General features: G+C 74.8%; 13 protein-coding genes. 3 read left to right on the top strand and 10 right to left on the bottom strand.

Features of this window, described 5'->3' with window-relative positions:
- Positions 1-85 precede the first annotated feature (85 nt).
- From ACFWAR_RS22390 to eccB, 4 genes are all read right to left on the bottom strand, one after another.
- A complete protein-coding gene (locus ACFWAR_RS22390) occupies positions 86-376 on the bottom strand; it encodes a WXG100 family type VII secretion target (RefSeq protein ID WP_385779787.1) in 291 nt (96 codons plus the stop codon).
- A 48-nt stretch (positions 377-424) separates the two neighbouring features.
- Entirely contained in the window at positions 425-751 is a 327-nt protein-coding gene (locus tag ACFWAR_RS22395; protein ID WP_385779790.1) for a WXG100 family type VII secretion target, read from the bottom strand.
- A gap of 123 nt (positions 752-874) precedes the next feature.
- Entirely contained in the window at positions 875-2152 is a 1278-nt protein-coding gene (mycP, locus tag ACFWAR_RS22400; protein ID WP_385779793.1) for a type VII secretion-associated serine protease mycosin, read from the bottom strand.
- An 8-nt stretch (positions 2153-2160) separates the two neighbouring features.
- Positions 2161-3768, bottom strand: a complete 1608-nt coding sequence (gene eccB, locus ACFWAR_RS22405) for a type VII secretion protein EccB (protein WP_385779796.1) — start codon at positions 3766-3768, stop codon at positions 2161-2163.
- Between the two features lie 254 nt (positions 3769-4022).
- Between eccB and eccE the strand changes: the two genes are divergently transcribed.
- The 3 genes from eccE (at position 4023) to ACFWAR_RS22420 (ending at position 9485) form a co-directional block, all read left to right on the top strand.
- Entirely contained in the window at positions 4023-5354 is a 1332-nt protein-coding gene (gene eccE, locus ACFWAR_RS22410) for a type VII secretion protein EccE (RefSeq protein ID WP_385779799.1), read from the top strand.
- Between the two features lie 13 nt (positions 5355-5367).
- Positions 5368-6066 carry a hypothetical protein gene (locus tag ACFWAR_RS22415; protein WP_385779802.1) on the top strand — a complete coding sequence of 233 codons (699 nt, stop codon included), beginning with the start codon at positions 5368-5370 and terminating at the stop codon, positions 6064-6066.
- Positions 6067-6461: 395 nt separating this feature from the next.
- Positions 6462-9485, top strand: coding sequence for an SCO5717 family growth-regulating ATPase (locus ACFWAR_RS22420; RefSeq protein ID WP_385779804.1), 3024 nt, complete (start codon positions 6462-6464; stop codon positions 9483-9485).
- A 109-nt stretch (positions 9486-9594) separates the two neighbouring features.
- Here the strand turns inward: ACFWAR_RS22420 and ACFWAR_RS22425 are convergent, their stop codons facing one another.
- The 6 genes from ACFWAR_RS22425 to infB form a co-directional block, all read right to left on the bottom strand.
- Positions 9595-10551, bottom strand: coding sequence for a bifunctional riboflavin kinase/FAD synthetase (locus ACFWAR_RS22425; RefSeq protein ID WP_385779807.1), 957 nt, complete (start codon positions 10549-10551; stop codon positions 9595-9597).
- Positions 10552-10663: 112 nt separating this feature from the next.
- A complete protein-coding gene (locus ACFWAR_RS22430) occupies positions 10664-14416 on the bottom strand; it encodes a serine protease (protein ID WP_385779810.1) in 3753 nt (1250 codons plus the stop codon).
- A 263-nt stretch (positions 14417-14679) separates the two neighbouring features.
- Positions 14680-15588 (bottom strand): tRNA pseudouridine(55) synthase TruB, encoded by a 909-nt coding sequence (truB, locus tag ACFWAR_RS22435; protein ID WP_385779814.1) that lies wholly within the window; start codon positions 15586-15588, stop codon positions 14680-14682.
- The gene (gene rbfA / locus ACFWAR_RS22440) at positions 15585-16031 is read right to left on the bottom strand and encodes a 30S ribosome-binding factor RbfA (protein ID WP_330332934.1); all 447 of its coding nucleotides are present in this window, start codon (positions 16029-16031) and stop codon (positions 15585-15587) included. Before rbfA ends, truB begins: the two co-directional genes overlap by 4 nt.
- 27 nt (positions 16032-16058) lie before the next feature.
- Positions 16059-16352 (bottom strand): DUF503 domain-containing protein, encoded by a 294-nt coding sequence (locus tag ACFWAR_RS22445; protein WP_354383783.1) that lies wholly within the window; start codon positions 16350-16352, stop codon positions 16059-16061.
- Between the two features lie 170 nt (positions 16353-16522).
- On the bottom strand, positions 16523-19675 hold the full coding sequence (gene infB / locus ACFWAR_RS22450; protein WP_385779820.1) for a translation initiation factor IF-2: 3153 nt from the start codon (positions 19673-19675) through the stop codon (positions 16523-16525).
- Between the last annotated feature and the right edge of the window lie 76 nt (positions 19676-19751).

Consider the following 19751-nt stretch of genomic DNA (forward strand, 5'->3'; position numbering starts at 1 on the left):
ATGGGCACGCCACAATGCGCTGACGGGCCACCCCCCCCCCCCCGGGGGTGCGCGGGCCCCTCTCGTGCGGGCGGGGTGCTACCGGTCAGACCATCCGGAAACGCGTCGCGTTGCCCTTGTCGGTGTCCTGGTAGCCGACGAGCGAGCTGTCGAGCAGGTTCGCGATGTTGCCCAGCTTCGCGTTCATCTGGTCCATGTTGGTGGTGACGTCGCGCTGGATCTCGAGGTAGGCGGTCTTGGCCTCACCCTCCCAGCTCTCGGCGACGGTCTTCACCTTGTTCATCAGGTTCTCGAGCCCCTGGCTGAGCTGAGAGCTGGTGGTGCGCACGTCGGACGCGGCGGTCGCGACGGTGTCGTAATTGACTGCGAGTGACATCGCTGTCTTCCCTCCCGTTGTGGTTCGTTACAGCCGTGCGGGCGTGCGTCAGACGCCGAGGATGGAGCTGGTGTTGCCGCCGACCTTGCGGATCTCGGCGATGCGCTCCTGCTCCTGGGCGGTGAAGCCCTTGACGCTCATGCGCATGGCGTCTTCCAGCTCGATCAGGCGCTGCTTGATCTTGTTCATGTTGTCGTTGACGCCGCGCTGGAGTACGTCGTACTCCTTGCTGGCGGCACCCTGCCAGCCGGCCTGGATGCGGTCGACGACGTCGTTCAGGCGGTTGATGCGGCCCGAGAGATCAGAGTGGTACGTGTTGATCTCATCCGCGAGCTTGACCTTCTTTTCGTCATCGACTTGAAGGTTCATCGCCATGTCGGTTCTCTCCCGTCATCACACTTGTGAAGTCCACTGACACTGTAGCCACTTCATAGGACAGGCCCAACAAGTATGCCCGGGCAGGAGTTCGGTTCCCGGAGTGCAAACCCGTGTTCCGTTCTACGCAGGGGTGCTTGGTCCGGTTCGGCGCCTTCTGCGGCGCCTCTCCCGGGCCACCGCCGCCGCTCCGGCGATGACGGTGATCAGGACGGATCCGATCCCCAGAGCGTACGTCCCCACGCGCGTCTGGCGCTCCTGCGCGGTCTCGTCGAGAACGAGCGGCGCGGCTTCGGGCGCGGCCGCAGGCGGCGGTCCCGGGTCGGCGCTCGGCGGCCCGGACGGCGGCGCGGCGCTGTCGGCGGCCACCGCGCGGACCGGGTCGACGACGCCCCAACCGACGTAGTCGTCGCGGCCGTTGACGGCGCGCTCGGCGGACTGCTCGATCTGCCAGATGATCTGCGGGGCGGTCCACTGGGGGTTCTGGGCGCGCAGCAGGGCCGCGAGGCCGGCGACGTACGGCGCGGAGAAGCTGGTGCCGTTGTCCACGCACTGGCCGAAGCCGGGAACGGTCGAGACCATGTCCACGCCGGGCGCCGCGACGCCGACGAAGGGTCCCGGCTGGGAGAAGGCGGCGCGCTCGTTGTTGCGGTCCACGGAGGCGACGGCGAGCACGCCGGGGAAGGCGGCCGGGTAGGTCTTGCGCTTCTGGCCGTCCATGCCGTCGTTGCCCGCGGAGGCGACCACGACGATGTCGGCGGCCACGGCCTCCTTGACGGCCCTGCCGAGGTCGGAGTCCTCGGCCATCGGCAGGGTGGTGTCCTGCGAGATGTTGATGATCTGGGCCTTCTGGGCGATCGCGTGCCGGATGGCGGCGGCCAGGGTGTCGGCCTTGCCGGTTTCCTTGTCGTCGTTCTGCCGGATCGGGATGATCGTGGCCTCGGGGGCCAGCCCGACGAAGCCGGTGCCCTCCTGGGGGCGGGCCGCGATCAGACCGGCCACCTTGGTGCCGTGGCCGACGGTGTCGGTCGTGCCGTCGCCGCCCTTGGGGTCGATGTAGTCCTTGCCGGCCCCGATGTCCACGGCGGAGGCCAGCTGCGGGTTGGCCCGGTCCACGCCGGTGTCGATGACGGCGACCCGGACGCCCTTGCCCTTGGTCTTGGCCCACAGCGCGTCCAGCAGCAGGCGCTGCAGGGCCCAGGGCCGGTCGGCGATCTGCTTCTTCATGGGGAAGGTGCACTCGCCCGCACCGGCGAGCCGGACGGTCGGGGCCGCCCCGGTGGTCCGGGCCGTCGTCGCGGCCGCGGCGGCGGACGTCAGGGTCGCCGCGGTAGTCAGGGCGAGGGCCGTGGCGCGGAGCGCGACCCGGCGGCGCGCCGCCTTCGGCTTCTGGGTCGGCATCGGCGTCCTCACGAACCCTGGGGCTGGCGCGCGGCGTTGGTGTCCAGCCGGGGGCCCTTCGAGAGGAACTCGGACCACGCGATCGGCACCAGGGACGGTACGACGTTGCCGTAGCCCAGCCGGATCTGCGCCTGGCTGGCTTCGGGGCGGCCGTCGGAACCCTTCGCCTTGGGGTCGGCCGCGCCGATCTTCGAGTGCTCGGCGTCGCTGTCCCCGTTGGCCTGGACGGCGTAGCGCAGGCCGGTGTCGGTCACGAGGAAGAGGGTGCCGCCGGCGGTGCCCTGGTTGCCCTGGGTCTGGGTGTAGAGGAGCCCCGAGCCGGGGGTGACGTACGCGCTGGTGCCGCTCGCGGTGATGTCGACGGGGAAGCCGGTGCCCGCCCAGGTGCTCATCGTCTGGTTGCCCTGGCCGTCGACGCCGCGCAGGACGTTGCAGACGGTGTCGCGGTCGGGGCTCTGACCGGAGCCCGCGGCGGGGGCGGGGGCGCCGGCCGCGGGGGTCCGGTTGATCTGCGCGGACTTCTTCGCGGGCCAGCGGGCGTCGCCCCGGAAGGGGACGGGGTCCGGGCTGAGGGACTGCAGGTCCACCTCGCGCGGCTTGCCCGTCATGTTGAGCTTGTCGGTCGCCGGGGCGTTGATGAGCAGCCAGGCGACGAACTCGGTGACCGGGGAGACCTTGCCGCCGGGCAGCACCACGTAGTGCTGCGGGCCGGAGCCGGTGACCGCGCGCAGCACCATGCCGACCCGGTTGTCGGCGGTGCTCAGCCCGGACACGCCCGCGTCCGCGCCCACGGCGCCGGGCAGTTGGGGGAAGCCGAGGTCCTCGCCGGGCTTCAGGGTGGCCAGCCACTGGTCGGTGACCTGCTGCGGAGTGCCGCTGCCGACCAGGGCGTTGGTGAGCTTCTGGGCGTCGGAGGCAGCCGGGCTGCCGGCGGCGCCCTCGGGGAACTTGTACTTGGTGCCCGTGGCGTCGACCAGGAAGCGTTCCTTGGTCGGGCCGGAGCTCTGGACGTACAGCACCTGGCCGTCGGCGACCCGGCGGGAGTCGTCCAGCAGGGGGGCCTCGCGGTCGGCGAGGACGAAGGCGGCGGTCTGCACCCCGTGCCCGTTGCCGCCCGGCTGCTGGCAGACGGCCCAGCGCTTGGCCTTGCCCGCGTCGGCGGGGGCGGGCAGCCGGTCGGGGGCGTAGGGGATGCCGATGATCGGGCCGCGCGGGGGCTTGCCCCCGTCGAGGAGCTTGTCGTCGACCTGGATGACCTGGAACTTGTCCGGGTCCAGGAGCAGCCGGGCGGACGCCAGGTTGAGGACGGGGTGCAGTCGGGTCTGCGTCTTGCCGCCGTCCTTCGTGGTGAGGACCACGTACCGGGTCGTCGAGTTCTTGCCGACGATGACCTTGGCGCCCGGGTCGGCCCATCCCTTGGGGGCCTGGGACTTGAACATGCCCCACGCGCCGAACGCGGCGAGGATCAGCGCTCCGACCACCAGTCCCGGCACGGCCGCGCGCAGGGGGCGCGGCGCGCCCTCCTCGGTGCCGGTGGCGGACGGCTGGAGGAACGCGGCGACGGTGCGCCGCTTCGCAAAGGTGTACGCGTTCAGCTCATCGCGTCGTGATGCCATGACCGCCTGCTTCTCCCCGCACGGCCCGGTCGGTGGGTCCGGTCCCCGAGCCTCGATTGTCGGACCGGGCACCTACTATGCCTGTTGACGGAGGGTGTGCAGGGGCCGGGTAGGGTGAGGGCGCCGCTCCGTGCCTCCCGTACCGGGGTAATCAGGGCTTGTTGGGGTGGTTAGGGGAGATTCCGGGGTCACGCGGGCAGGTGCCGCACCGTCGGAACTCACGGGGCGCGGCCCCGGGAAGGGGAGGTCCGCGAGTGAGGACGACCGCGAGGCAGCGGCGTGCGGCCGAGGCCGCACCGGAGCGCGGCACACCGTCCGCCCGGGAACGCACGGGGAATTCGAGTACCGCGTCGGGTGTGACACCACACCCCCGGTCGACCCCGGGGCGGTTCGGACCGTTCCGATTGCAACAGCTCGTCCTGGTCCAGGTCGCGGCCGCGGTGCTGCTCGTCGCCTGGGTGGTGGACCCGCTGCTGCTGGTGCCGGCCGGTGTGCTGGCGGCCGTGCTCCTCCTGCTGGCGGTCGTCCGTCGCCACCAACGCTCGCTGCCCGAGTGGATCGGCACCGCGCTCGCGCTGCGCGCGCGCCGCCGCCGGGCCGCCTCCTCCCCCGTGCCCACGGGCACCGAGCCGGGGCTGGCCCCGCTCGTCGAGGCCGATCCGGCGCTGCGGACCTGCACGTTCAGCGACCGCGACCGCCGCCCGGTCGGCATGATCGGCGACGGGACCTTCCTGACCGCGGTCGTCCAGGTCGACATGGACGCGACGGCGCTGCGCCCGGACCGCTCCGCGCGGCCGCTGCCGCTCGGCATCGTCCGGGACGTCCTCGAAGTGGACGGCATCCGGCTGGAGTCGGCGCAGCTGGTGCAGCACACCCAGCCCGCGCCCGCCCCGCACCTGCCCGCCCAGTCGATGGCCACCCGCAACTACGCGCCCCTCCAGGCCCTGACCGGCACCCCGGCCGTCCGCCTCACCTGGATCGCGCTCAAGCTCGACCCCGAGCTGTGCCCGGAGGCGGTCGCCGCGCGCGGCGGCGGCCTGGCCGGAGCGCAGCGCTGCGTGGTGCGGGCCGCCGACCAGCTGGCGAGCCGCCTCGCCGGAGCCGGTTTCCGGGCCACGGTCCTGACCGAGCAGGAGCTGACGGCCGCGCTGGCGACCTCCTCGTGCGCGAACCCGATGGCGATCACCCAGGCGGGCCGCGCGGCGGGCCGCGCGGGCACGCCCGGGCGGCGCACCGAGGAGACCCCGCGGACCTGGCGCTGCGACGACCGGCGGCACACGACGTACTGGATCTCCCGCTGGCCGCAGCTGGGCGGCGGCGCGGCGCCGCTGCCGCAGTTCGTCGCGCTGCTCACCTCGCTGCCCGCGCTGGCCACCAACTTCAGCCTGACCCTCGCCCCGGCCGAGCGGCACGGGGTCACCCTGACGGGACACGTCCGCATCACCGGGCGCAGCGACGAGGAACTGGTCGCCGCGCGGCGGGCGTTGGAGACCACCGCGCGCGGGGTGAAGACCGCGCTGGTCCGACTGGACCGCGAACAGCTGCCGGGCGTACTGGCCTCGCTGCCCCTCGGCGGCGCACGATGACGGTGGGATCACGATGAGAGTGGGATACGGGCTGGTCGGCCCGCGCCGGGAGCGGCACGCGATGCCCGCCGCGGACCTGGACGCGCTGGCCCTGCCGATCGGGGACGACGGCGTGGTCATCGGCGTGGACGCCGACGGCCGACCCGCGGTGCTCGGCATCAACCGCCCCGCGCCGTACGAGGTCACCCTCATCGGCGGCCTGTGGACGGCCCAGGTGCTCGCGCTGCGCGCGGCGGCGACCGGGGCCCGGGTGGCCGTGGAGACCGGACGCGCGCAGGTCTGGTCGGGGCTGGCGCAGGCCGCGGGCGGCGGCCAGCAGTGCGTGACCCTGCACGAGGTGGGCCGGGTGCCCCCGCAGGGCGCTTCGGCCGGTAGCCCGGTGCTGGTGATCCGCGACTGCGGGATGCGCCCGCCGCGCGGCCGGGTGGTGGCCGGGCCCTGGCAGTCCGTGCTGACCCTGCTGCCGTATCTGAGCCCGACCGCGCCGAGGTTGCTCCAGCAGTCCTCCCTGGTGGGGGTGCAGCGGGTGTCCCCCGACGAGGCGGACCAGCTCGGCCGCCTGATGAACCTGCCGCGCGGCGCGGTGGAGTCGCTGCCCACGCTCGGCGACGGCGTGACGCTCTGGTGCACGCCGCGGGACCGGCAGTTCGTGATGACGCAGGGCACGGACGCGGAGACGGGGCTGCTGGGGGCAGCCCGACGGATCGACTGAGCGGACCGGTCGACGGGATCCGCGCGGCGCCCTCGGCCGGATGGTCGTGGACTCGGTGGTTGCCGGTGGCGGGGGTGTCCCCGGGGACGGGGGGGTCTCGTGGGCGTCGTGGGCGTCGTGGGCGGGGGTGTGCGCAGCCCGTCGGGTCCGCCCGGCTTGCGCCGGGCGCCGGGCGGGCAGGCGTCTTCGTACGCGCCCGTCGCGCATCCGTCCCGGCCGCGGGGCCGGGCGCGCGGGCGGGCCGACGGCACGCGACCGGAACCGGACCGACCCGTGGGGCGTCCGCGCCGGTGACGGGTCGGGGCCGCGGGCCATCGCCGGGCGCGATTAGGCTGACCGTGGGCGCGGTGCCGATGGGGGCGCCGGCCCGGTGTTCGACCAGACCAGGAGGACCAGTGAACGGCGATCGGAACGAGAGCCGCGGCGGGACGTGGAACGTCCCGACGGACGATCAGTCCGACGCGGAGCCCGAGCTGACGGGCGAGTTCACCATCGACTACACCCCGCCGGCCTGGTACACACAGGACGCGCCGGCGGGCCCGACCCCGCCGGACCTCCCGGCGGGCAGCGGGTTCGAGCCGCACCGGCCGGGGGACATCACCTCCCCGTCGACGATGCGGATCGCGCCGGTCCCGGCGCAGCCCGCGGCCCCCGGCCCCGCCGAGCCGACGGGCGGCTCCCCGTTCCCGCCGGCGCGCGTTCCGGGCGCGGACGCGGCCCCGACCGGCGCCGCCCCCACGGGCGCGCCGCACCCCGCCGCGGCCGACGCGCCCGCACCCGGGACCCCGGCGCCGTACCCGGCCCCGGGTGGCACCGCGCCGTACCCCGGCACACCCACGGGCGCCACTTCGCACCCCGGCGCACCGGCCGCGGGTGACGTCTCCCCGCACCCGGACGCACCGGCCGCCGGTGGCACCTCGCCGTACCCGGGCGCACCGGCGGCAATCGACGCCTCGCCGTACCCCGGCACACCGGCCGGGGTCGACGCCTCGGCACACCTGGGCGCACCGGCCGCGGGTGGCACCTCGCCGCTGCCGGGCGCACCGGCCGGGGGTGACGTCCCGCCGCTGCCGGGCGCACCGGCCGCAATCGACGCCTCGCCGTACCCCGGTGCACCGGCCGCCGGTGACGTCGCGCCGTACCCGGGTGCGGGTGCTGCGCCCCTGGGCGCTCCTGACGCCGGACCGGTCGGGGACGGCCTCGCGCCCTACCCCGCCGCTCCCGCGGGCGCCGCTGCGGTGACGCCGTTCCCGGGGGCGTCCGGCACGGACCCGGGCACGCCCGACGCCGGTGCGCAGGCGCCCGGTGGTGGCCCCCACTCCGCGCTTCCGGGTGCGGGCACCCCGGCGGACGCGTCGTACCCCGGCGCGGCCGCCGCGGCCCCGGTCGCGGACGACCTCGCGCCCCGCTCCGCCGACGCGGGTGCGGCGACGGGTGGGAGCGGTGGTTCCGGGTTCACCCCCGCGGGTGACGCGGTGACCGCGTTCCCGGAGGGCTCCGCCGCCTCGACCGGCCCGGGAGCGACCCCGGCCGACGGCTCGCCCGTACCGCTGTCCGGCGCCGCCGGGCCGACCCCGGCGGCCGGCGTCGACGCCCCGCAGGAAGCCGCCCCCGCGTCCGCGCCGCAGAGCGGTGCGCCGGACCCGTACCGCGGCGCGGCCGACGCGCCCGCGGGCGAGGGGAGTTCGCCGTTCCCGGCGCCCTTCCCGGCTCCGTACGCGCCCGCACCGGCCCCCGCCGCGGCCGCCGACGAGCCGCAGGACGCCGTTCCCGGGCCGCCCTGGCCCGCTCCCGCGGCGCCGACCGAACTGCCGCCGCTGCCGCCCGCGTTCCCCTCGCACCCCGTGGACGAGCCCGCCGCCGATCCGCAGCAGGGGTACGGGTACCCCCCGGCCCCCGCACCGGTACCGGTACCGGTACCGGCGCCCGTACCCGCCCCGGCGCCCACCGCACCACCCGGCTACGGCTACCCGGCCGCGCCCAACCCGCCCCAGAGCGGCACCCCTTGGGGCCAGCCGCAGGCGCAACAGCCCCCGCACGCACCCCAGCCCCCTCAGACCCCGCAGGCACCGCCGCAGGGCGACCCCCGGCTCGGCCAGCAGTGGCCGCAGCCCGGCGGCCCCGGCGCGCCCGGCCCGCAGGACCCCCGCTACCCCGCGGGCTCCCCCACGGGCGGCGCCCCGCTCGGCTACACGGCCGCCGTGGAGCTGTCCTCCGACCGCCTCCTGCGCAACAAGCAGAAGCCGAAGAGCAACCGCGCGGGCGGCTCCGGCGGCGCGGCGGGCCTCTTCCGCTTCGGCGGCAAGGCCGCCGAGGCGGAGCGCCAGCGCAAGCTGGACCTGATCCGCACCCCGGTCATGTCCTGCTACCGCATCGCCGTCATCAGTCTCAAGGGCGGCGTCGGCAAGACCACGACCACCACCGCCCTCGGCGCGACGCTGGCCACCGAGCGCCAGGACAAGATCCTGGCGATCGACGCGAACCCGGACGCCGGCACCCTCGGGCGCCGCGTGCGCCGCGAGACGGGGGCGACGATCCGCGACCTCGTCCAGGCCATCCCGTACCTGAACTCGTACATGGACATCCGGCGGTTCACCTCGCAGGCCCCCTCCGGGCTGGAGATCATCGCCAACGACGTGGACCCGGCCGTCTCGACGACCTTCAACGACGAGGACTACCGGCGCGCGATCGACACGCTGGGCCGCCAGTACCCGATCATCCTCACGGACTCGGGCACCGGGCTCCTCTACTCCGCGATGCGCGGGGTCCTGGACCTGGCCGATCAGCTGATCATCATCTCGACCCCGTCCGTGGACGGTGCGAGCAGCGCCAGCACCACGCTCGACTGGCTCTCCGCCCACGGGTACGCCGACCTCGTCTCGCGCTCGATCACCGTGATCTCGGGGGTCCGCGAGACCGGCAAGATGATCAAGGTCGAGGACATCGTCCAGCACTTCGAGACCCGCTGCCGGGGGGTGGTCGTGGTGCCGTTCGACGAGCACCTGTCCGCCGGCGCCGAAGTGGACCTCGACATGATGCGGCCCAAGACGCGCGAGGCGTACTTCAACCTCTCCGCCCTGGTCGCCGAGGACTTCGTCCGCGCGCAGCAGTCCCAGCCGCAGCCGCACTGGCAGCAGGGCCCGCCCCACGCCGCACAGGCACCGGCACAGGCACCGCAGCAGCCCCAACCGCCGCAGCCCGCGCAGCCGTACCCCTACCCCCCGCACTCCCCGTACGGCCAGCCGCAGCCGCAGCAGCCCTACGCCCCCCAGCAGCCGCAGCAGCAGCCGCCCGCGCAGCCCCATCCCCAGCAGCAGCCCCCGCAGCCCTACGGCCAGCCGTACCCGCCGCAGCAGCCCCAGCCCGGCCAGGGCTGGCCGCAGCAGCCTCCGGCCCCGCCGCAGGACCCGCGCCAGTAGCGCCACCGGCGAACAGCGAGGGCCCGTACCGTCCGGTGGACGGTACGGGCCCTCGCCCGTTCCCCGTGGCGCCGACCGCTCGGCCGGCGCTGCGCGTCGAGGTCGCCGGTCAGCGCTCCGCGTCGTAGACGTCGGTCAGCACCCGCGCCCGCTTCACGTCGTCCGCGATCGCCTCCAGCAGGCCGTCCAGCGACTCGAACTTCGCCATCCCGCGCACGTACGCCAGGAAGTCGACCGTCACGTGCAGCCCGTAGAGGTCCAGCCCCACGCGGTCGATCGCGTACGCCTCGACCGTCCGCTCGGTGGCGTCGAACTGCAGGTTCGTGCCGACCGAGATCGCCGCGGGCATCCGCTCGCCGTCGGCCGTCAGCCAGCCCGCGTAGACGCCGTCCGCCGGGATCGCCGTGTGCGGCAGGGTCTCGACGTTCGCCGTCGGGTAGCCCAGCTCGCGGCCGCGCTGCGCACCGCGCACCACGACGCCCTCGACCCGGTGCGGCCGTCCGAGGATCTCGGCCGCGCCCTCCATGTCGCCCTCGGCGACCAGTCGGCGCACGAGCGTGGAGGAGAAGGCCTCGCCGCCGCCCGCCGTGCCGCGCACGACCAGGTCGATGACCTCGACCTCGTAGTCGTAGGTGGCGCCCAGCTCCGCGAGGAAGGCGACGTTCCCGGCGGCCCGGTGGCCGAAGCGGAAGTTCGGGCCCTCGATGACGGTGCGCGCGTGCAGCTTGTCGACCAGGACCTTCACGATGAAGTCGGCCGGGGAGAGCTGCGAGAACTCCGCCGTGAACGGCAGGATCAGCAGCGCGTCGACGCCCAGCTCGGCCATCAGTTCGCCGCGCCGGTGGTGCGGGGCCAGCAGCGGCGGGTGGCTGCCGGGGCGCACGACCTCGCTGGGGTGCGGGTCGAAGGTGACGACGACGGACGGTACGCCCAGCTCGCGCGCCCGCTCCACCGTCCGTCCGATGATCAGCTGATGACCCCGGTGCACACCGTCGTACGAGCCGATGGTGACGACGCTGCGTCCCCAGTCCTGGGGGATGTCCTCCAAGCCACGCCAGCGCTGCACTGTGACCGCTCCTCGCCCGAACCCGTGTCGTACCTGTAGAGATTGCAGGTCTAAGACTGCCATGCCGGTGCTCCGGGGCCCGCATCGGCATCTGCCTCAGGTCAGGGGCACGTCAAGGCGCCCTCGAGTCCGGGCGCAGCGTCTCGATCATCCGCCGCGCGCTGGGCCCGAGGAGCGCGGCCGCCTCCGCCGCGTCCTGCGCCAACCAGCGGGCCGCCAGCGCCCCGAAGGCGGGGACGGCGCGCGCCAGCTCGACCGCGCGCCGGTCGAAGACGGCCGCACCGCCCGGCGCGCGCAGCAGCCCGCGCCCGGTGCGCCGCAGCAGCTCCCGGCTCCGCTCGGCGGGCCGCGCGCCCGCGCCGAGCGCCACGGCGCCGAGCAGGGCGTCCAGCACCCGCACGTCGTTCTCCGTGTCGAGGAGTACGTCGACCAGCTCGTCCCGCAGCGCGTACGCGTCGTCCCCGCCCGGCGCCGCGAGCACCTCGGCGAGCGCGGTCCGCACGCCGACGGGCCCGTCCAGCAGGTGCAGCACCAGGGGGCGCAGCACCGGCCCGGCACAGGGACCCTGCCCCAGGCGGTGGTGCACGAAGGCGGCCGCGTGCGGGGCGTCCTCGGGGTGCCGGGCGAGGTGGGCCCGGACCAGCTCGGCGGCCCGACGGGCCAGCGCGGGCGTGGTCAGCACGGCCAGCGCCCGCAGCACCTCGCCGTCGGCCCGGTCGGCGAGCGCGTCGAAGACGGCGTCCTGGTCGGGCAGGACGGGCAGCGCGGCCACCAGCTCGGCGGCGGGCAGCCGGGAGCCGCGCGTGCGGAAGCAGGCGAGCGCGTCCGGCAGGTATCGGGCCCGCTCCTGCGGGTCGCGCAGCAGGATCGCGAGGGCGGTGCCGTGCAGCGAGGCGTCGGCCGGGCGGGCGAGGAGCGCCCGGGCGGCGAAGCGGAGCAGCTCCCGGTCCGCGGGGGTGCGCACGTGCGGGGCGGCCGCCAGTCCGTACGCGGCGGCCGCGACCCGGCGTTCCGGGCGCTCGTCGTGGGCCCAGCGGTCCACGGCGCGGCTGACGGCGGAGGGCTCCTCCTCGGCGAGTACGGAGAGCAGCTCGTCGGCGCGGGGGTGCGCGGCGGTGACGAGCGCCTCGGCGAGGTCGTCCACCGCGAAGCGGCGGTGCGTGTGCAGCAGGGCCTGGGCGGCGGTGGCGACGGTGGCCCCGGGACGGCCGTGCAGGCGGCGCTCGTCGCCGAACCAGGCGCAGAGCAGCGGCTGGACGGAGCGGGCGTCGCGGGCGAGGCGGCGGGCCGCGGCGTCGAGGAAGCGGTCCCCGTCGGGGGCGGCCGGATCCGGCGCCGGGTCCGCCGGGAGCAGGCGGCGCAGCAGGTCGAGGCGGTCGGCTTCGGGCAACCGCAGCCGGTTCCAGAACCAGCCGCCGAACTCCCCGGGACCGGCGCGCGAGACGTGCTCGGCGAGGGCGTGCAGGACGGGGAGGTGGGGCAGGGCGTCGGCGCGGCGCAGCAGGGCCCCGCGCACGAGCCGCCCCGCCCACCAGCCCCGGTCCCCGTCGTTCTCCGCGCTCGCCGCGTCCGCGCGCTCGGCCAGCAGGTTCAAGGCCTCCACGAGCCGGGTGAGGACCCCGGTCAGGGCCGGGTCGGGCAGCAGCAGGAGGGCCTCCAGCACCGGTCCGATCCGGTGGCGCGGGACCGGGAGCCCCAGGGCGGCGTCGGGGTGGTGGACCAGGGTGTCGAGGGCGCTCGGCACGTCGAGGTGGGCGGCCTGGAGCCAGTCGGACAGCTCCTCGTGGGCGAGCCGGTAGCCGCCGGGCCCGGCGGGCACGAGCAGCCCCTCGGCGAGCACGGCCGAGGCCCAGCCGGTGCGCCAGGGGAAGAGCTCCTCGAAGGAGGCCCGGTCCAACTGCCCCTGCCCGGGCCCCAGGCACCGCCGCGCCGCCTCGTGCACGCGCCCGGCGACGCGGGCCGCCAACCGCCGGACCCCGGGCCCGTGCACCCCGGACCCGGCCCCTCCCGCGGGCCCGCGCCCGGCCCCCGGATCCGCATCCGCATCCGGCTCCGGATCCGGGCCGGAGTCCGTGCCGTCGCCTTCGCGGGGCGCCCGCGGGTCGGGCGGCAGCCACCAGCCGGGAGCGTCGTGCGCCTCGCCCTCGCCCTCGCCCTCGAACGCGGCCCCGGACCCGGACGCGGACGGCCCCGCCGGCTCCGGCTCCGGCTCCGGCTCCGGGCCCGGCGTGTCGGAGATCCCGTACGGACCGTCGCGCTCCCCCGGGTCCGGCTCGGGGTCCGCGGTCGGCGGGGCGGCCGATACGCGGACCGCGACGCGCAGGCACATCAGGTCCAGGTGGGCCGCGAAGGTCTCGTTCCGGGAGGGCCGGCCCGAGGTGACCCCGGCCGCGCGGACGTCCGACAGCAGCCGCAGCGCCAGCGGGTGGCGGGCGGCCAGCGGGTGGACGCCGTCGTCCGGGACGCCGTAGCGGGACCGGGCCAGCGCCGCCTCCTGCGGGGTCAGGTCGCCGAGCCGCAGCGCCGGGGGGAGGCGGCGGGCCGGGCGGCCGGGGGTGTGCAGGGCCTCGGGCGGATAGAGCGCCCCGGCCCGCTCCCAGTGTTCCGGCCGCCCCGCCACGATCAGCCGCGCGCCGGTCCGGCTCAGCCAGGCCGCCGTGCCGGTGGTCCAGTCCGCCAGCCGGTGGGCCAGGTGCGGCGGCATCTCCTCCGGCGCGTCCAGCAGGACCAGCAGCGGCCGCCGGGCGCGTACGGCCAGCGCCGCCACCCGTTCCCCGAGCTCCGGATCGACGGTCGGGGTCCGGGGTGCGGCCACGATCCGGGCCGCTTCCGACAGCGCCCGCCCCACCGCTTCGCCGAGGGAGCCGTCGGCGGCCAGCAGGTCGGCGCCGCGCAGCCACACCGTCGGGGCCGGTTCGCGGCCCCGGGCCCGGCGGGCGGCCAGGGCGGCCAGCTCCGTGGTGCGGCCCGTGCCCGGCTCGCCGACCAGGCCCAGCACCGGTCGTCCGGAGGCGAGGAACTCCTCGAACTCCCGGACGGTGCCCGCCCGTTCCACCGCCTCCACGGCGGGCGCGGGGACGGCGGGTCCCACCGTCATCCCGGTCAGCTGGAGGGCTCCGGCGAGGTTCAGGTCGTTCCCGTAGCCGGGGACGGTCGCGGCGTTGCGGGCCAGGAGTTCGGCGAGGGGGCCGCGCGGGTCGGCGGCGGCCGCCGCGTGCAGGGGGACCACGAAGGTTCCGGAGCGCCGGTCCGCTTGGAGTGCGGTGCTCACGACCGCGAGCACCGACCCGGTCCCGGCGTCCAGCACGGGACCTCCGCAGACCTCCCCGCCCAGCCGGAGGGCGTCCCGGCCGTCGGTGCCGATGGCCAGTTCCACCGCCGCGGCGACGGGCCACGGCCCGCCGTCCCCCGCCCGGTCCGCGACCGCCCGGTAGGTGACCTGCGCGCCCCCGAGCACCCGCGCCTGCCGCCAGCCCCGCGCGGCCAGCCGGACGTACGCCCCCGGCTCCACCGCCTCCCGCGCGGCCACCGGCAGCGGCCGCACCCCGAGTCCGTCGGTCCGTACGAGCGCCAGCGCGGTCCCCGGCAGCAGGGTCACCTGGTCGGCCGCGGTGAGCCGGGCGCGTTCCCCGGCCCCGCGCAGCAGGACCCGGTCGAGGCCCGCCACCGCTTCGTGGGCGGTCAGCACCGTCCCGCGGTCGTCGGCGACGAAGCCGCTCCCCCGCGGATGCCCGGCCGGATCGAAGATCCCGACCAGTCCCACCTCGCGCTCCGGGTCGGCCGCGCCGCATGCGGCGCCCCCGGCGCCCTCGGCACCGTCACCGCCCGAACCAGCCGTACCGCCCGTACCGCCCGTGAACGCCATCGCCGCACCCGCTCCCCGCCACGCCCGTGCTCACGACGGTAGGTCGGTGAAGATCAGCGCGAAAAGCACGCGTCGCGAAAGCGCCCCCCTTCGCTCCCTCCATTCACTCCGAGCGCCTGCTCGGACGGGTGAATACGGGGGTCCGGGTGGATAGAGACCTACCCGAGGGGGGTCGTGGAGCGGTGAGCAGCGGTCTTCGAGCGCTCACCGCTCCACGTCGAACGACGTCGCGCGCCGCCGGGCACGACCCGGCGGCCGGCGCGTCAGACGAAGACCGCCAGGGACTTCGCCTTGCCGCCCTTGTTCTCGACCAGCCCGAGGAGCGTGCCCTGCGGCCCGTAGACCGCGACGGTCCTGCCCACGGGGTACTCCTCCGGCATCTCCAGCCGCACGCCGTTGCCGAGCAGTGCGGCGCGCCGGGCGTCGAGGTCCCAGCGCGGGAACGCCGCGGCCGCCGCCTCGGCGATCGGCATGACGGTGAGCTCCTCCTGGTGCTGGTCCAGGGTGCGCGCCTTGTCCAGCTTGTACGGGCCCACCCGGGTGCGCCGGAGCGCCGTGAGGTGGCCGCCGACGCCGAGGTCGGCGCCCAGGTCGCGCGCGAGGGCGCGGATGTACGTACCGCTGGAGCAGACGACGGAGACGACGAGGTCGACGACCTTGGTGCCGTCCTCGGCCTCGGCCTCGCGCATGTCGTAGACCTGGAACGAGGAGATGGTGACCGGGCGGGCCGGGATCTCGAAGTCCTCGCCGTCACGGGCGCGCTTGTAGGACCGTACGCCGTTGATCTTGATGGCGCTGACCTTCGACGGGACCTGCATGATCTCGCCGGAAAGCTTGGCGATGCCCTCGTCCACGGCCTCGCGGGTCACCCCGGAGGCGTCGGTGGAGGAGGTGAGGTCGCCCTCGGCGTCGTCGGTCAGGGTGTTCTGCCCGAGGCGGATCGTACCGAGGTACTCCTTCTCGGTCAGCGCGAGGTGGCCGAGCAGCTTGGTGGCCTTCTCCACGCCGAGGACGAGGACGCCCGTGGCCATCGGGTCGAGCGTGCCGGCGTGGCCGACGCGGCGGGTCCTGGCGATCCCGCGCATCTTGGCGACCACGTCGTGCGAAGTGAAGCCGGACGGCTTGTCGACGATGACAAGGCCGTCCGGCGGCGGGGTGCGGTCAGTGCTCATTCCGCGGCTGCGTCCTCGTCCTCGCCCGGCTTCTTGTACGGGTCGGCCTCGCCCGCGAACGTGGCGCCCGAGGACGCCTCGCGCACCTGGGCGTCGGAGGCGCGGACCTTGTCGAGGAGGTCCTCGATGGTCTTCGCGTTCTCCGGGAGGGCGTCCGCCACGAAGGTCAGCGTGGGGGTGAACTTGGTGCCGGCCGCCTGGCCGACCGCCGAGCGCAGGACGCCCTTGGCGCTCTCCAGCCCGGCTGCCGCACTGGCACGGTCCTCGTCGTCGCCGTACACCGTGTAGAAGACCGTGGCCTCCCGCAGGTCACCGGTGACCCGGGTGTCCGTGATCGTCACGTGCGTACCGAGACGCGGGTCCTTGACCCCACGCTGGAGCTTCTGGGCGACCACCTCCCGGATGAGGTCTGCCAGCTTCTTCGCGCGCGCGTTGTCGGCCACTGGTCCGTCTCCTTCATTTTCTTGCAGTCAGTCGTCATCACCGTGGATCCGCCGTCGTACCGACAGCAGCTCCACTTCCGGACGTGCCGCGACCAGCCGCTCACAGCGGTCCAGTACGTCCGACAAAAAGCTCGTGTCCCCGGTCACCAGAGCGACCCCTATCTCGGCCCTGCGGTGCAGGTCCTGATCGCCCACCTCGGCCGCGCTCACAGAGAACTTGCGCTGGAGCTCGGCGACGATGGGCCGGACGACGGAGCGTTTCTCCTTCAACGAATGAACATCGCCGAGGAGCAAATCGAAGGACAGAGTCCCCACGTACATGCGGTGGCCGGATGTCCCGCCGGTTCGGGTTCGGTGACCTGCCGGGCCATCGCCCGGCAGGGACACCAGAACCGTACACGCAACGGCCGGGGCCGATCGACGGATATTCCGCCGACCGGCCCCGGGGTTACGACACGGTACGAACCGAGAGGGTGCGAACCGCCGCGTGCTTACGCGCGCGGCTTCTCGCGCATCTCGTACGTCGCGATGACGTCGTCGATCTTGATGTCGTTGTAGCTACCGAGGTTGATACCGCCCTCGAAGCCTTCACGGATCTCGGTGACGTCGTCCTTGAAGCGGCGCAGACCGGAGATGGTGAGGCTCTCGGCGATGACCTTGCCATCGCGCAGGAGCCGCGCCTTGGTGTTGCGCTTGACCTCGCCGGAGCGGATGAGAACACCCGCGATGTTGCCCAGCTTGGACGAGCGGAAGACCTCGCGGACCTCCGCCGTACCGAGCTCGACCTCTTCGTACTCCGGCTTGAGGAGACCCTTCAGGGCCGCCTCGATCTCCTCGATGGCCTGGTAGATCACCGAGTAGTAGCGGACGTCGACGCCCTCGCGGTCCGCCATCTGCGCGGCGCGACCGACCGCACGGACGTTGTAACCGATGACGATGGCGTCGGAGCCCATCGCCAGCGAGATGTCCGACTCGGTGACCGCACCCACACCACGGTGCAGGACGCGGATGTCGACCTCTTCGCCGACGTCGAGCTGGAGCAGCGAGGACTCGAGGGCCTCGACCGCACCGGACGAGTCGCCCTTGATGATGAGGTTGAGTTCCTGGACGAGACCGGCCTTGAGGACCGAGTCGAGGTCTTCCAGGGACACCCGGCGGACGCGCTTGGCGAAGTTGGCGTTGCGCTCACGCGCAGCACGCTTCTCGGCGATCTGACGGGCGGTGCGGTCCTCGTCGACGACGAGGAAGTTGTCGCCGGCGCCGGGGACGTTGGTGAGACCCAGGACCAGGACGGGGGTCGCGGGACCCGCTTCCTCGATGTTGTTGCCCTTGTCGTCGAGCATGGCGCGCACGCGGCCGTAGGCGTCGCCCACGACCATCGTGTCGCCGACGCGGAGGGTACCGCGCTGGACGAGGACGGTGGCGACGGCACCGCGGCCACGGTCGAGGTGGGACTCGATCGCAATACCCTGAGCGTCCTGCTCCGGGTTGGCGCGCAGGTCGAGCGAGGCGTCGGCGGTGAGGACGACGGCCTCCAGCAGGGAGTCGATGTGCAGACCCTGCTTGGCGGAGATGTCGACGAACATCGTGTCGCCGCCGTACTCCTCGGCGACCAGACCGAACTCGGTGAGCTGACCGCGCACCTTGACCGGGTCGGCACCCTCGACGTCGATCTTGTTGACCGCGACGACGATCGGGACGCCGGCGGCCTTGGCGTGGTTGAGCGCCTCGATCGTCTGCGGCATGACGCCGTCGTTGGCCGCGACCACGAGGATCGCGATGTCGGTCGACTTGGCACCACGGGCACGCATGGCGGTGAACGCCTCGTGACCGGGGGTGTCGATGAAGGTGATCTTGCGGTCTTCACCGTTGACCTCGGTGCCCACCTGGTAGGCGCCGATGCCCTGCGTGATGCCGCCGGCCTCGCCCGCGACGACGTTCGTCTTGCGGATGGCGTCGAGGAGTCGGGTCTTACCGTGGTCGACGTGACCCATGACGGTCACGACCGGCGGACGCGGCATGAGGTATTCCTCGCCGCCCTCGTCCTCGCCGAACTCGATGTCGAAGCCCTCGAGCAGCTCGCGGTCTTCTTCCTCGGGGCTGACGATCTGAACGACGTAGTTCATCTCGCCGGCCAGCATCTCGAGGGTCTCGTCGGAGACGGACTGCGTCGCCGTGACCATCTCGCCGAGGTTCATCATCACGGCGACGAGCGACGCCGGGTTGGCGTTGATCTTCTCCGCGAAGTCGGTGAGGGACGCACCGCGCGACAGGCGAACGGTCTCGCCGTGACCACGCGGCAGCATGACGCCGCCGACCGACGGGGCCTGCATGGCCTCGTACTCCTGGCGCCTCTGGCGCTTCGACTTGCGACCACGACGGGCGGGCCCGCCGGGACGGCCGAAGGCACCCTGCGTGCCGCCACGGCCACCGGGGCCGCCGGGACGACCGGCGAAGCCGGGACGGCCACCGCCACCCGCACCGGGACCGCCGCCGAAGCCGCCGCCACCACCGGGACGGGGGCCGCCGAAGCCGCCGCCGCCACCGGGACGCGAGCCGGGACCGGCCGGACGGCCGGCGAAGCCGCCGCCACCGGCGGGACGACCGGCACCACCGGTGCCGGGACCGCGACCGCCTGCACCGGGACCGCGACCGGCGCCGCCGGGGCCGCCACCGGGACGGGGACCGGCAGCGGGACGCTGCGGCATCATGCCGGGGTTGGGACGGTTACCACTGGGGGCACCACCCGGACGCGGAGCGCCGCCCTGCGGGCGGGGCATGCCGCCCGGGGTCGGACGGGCGCCGCCGGGACCCTGCGGACGCGGAGCGCCGCCGGGACCACCCTGCGGACGGGGAGCACCCTGACCACCGGCGCCGGGGGCACCGGGACGCGGAGCACCCTGCGGGCGGGGAGCCTGCGGGCGCGCCATGCCGGTGGAGCCACCGGAGGTGAAGGGGTTGTTGCCGGGACGGGGACCCGCGGGACGGGCACCACCCGGACGGGGGGCCTGACCACCGGCGGCGGGGCGCTGGCCCTGGGCCGGACGCTCCTGGCCACCCTGACCGGCCGGACGCGGGGCGCCGGGACGGGCACCGGTCTGACCCGGGGCGGCGGCCGGACGCTGCTGCGCGGGACGCGGGCCGGGGGTCGCACCGGCGGGACGCTCGGCGCGCTGCGGGGCAGCGGGGGCCGACGGCGGCGCGGTGAACTCGGTCGCGACCGGAGCCGGCGCCTGGGCGGCGGGCTTCGGGGCGGCCGGTGCCTTCGGACCGGGACGCGGGCCGGAAGCGGCCGGAGTCACCGGGGCGGGGGCGCTGGGCGCGGCTGCGGCCGGAGCCTCGGCGACGACCGGCTTGGGGGCCGGGGCGCCGGGCTTGGGAGCCGCGGGACGTGCAACGGGACCCGGGGTGGGAGCCCCGGGCTTGGCAGGCGCGGCCTTGCGGGGCGCGCCGGGCTTCGCAGCGGACTTGCCGGCGTTGCCGCCGGGGCCCTGCAGTGCGTCAGTCAACTTGCGTACGACCGGGGCCTCGATTGTCGAGGACGCCGAACGCACAAACTCACCGAGTTCTTGGAGCTTGGCCATGACGACCTTGCTCTCCACTCCGAACTCCTTGGCGAGTTCGTATACCCGGACCTTAGCCACTTCGCTCCTTTTAGGTCCGGGTTACGCCGGACCGTCGCTACTTCATGGGCGTACTCATCGCGTACTCATCGAGTGC

It is taken from the genome of Streptomyces sp. NPDC059917 (assembly GCF_042730635.1).
In the GTDB taxonomy this organism is placed as follows: domain Bacteria; phylum Actinomycetota; class Actinomycetes; order Streptomycetales; family Streptomycetaceae; genus Streptomyces.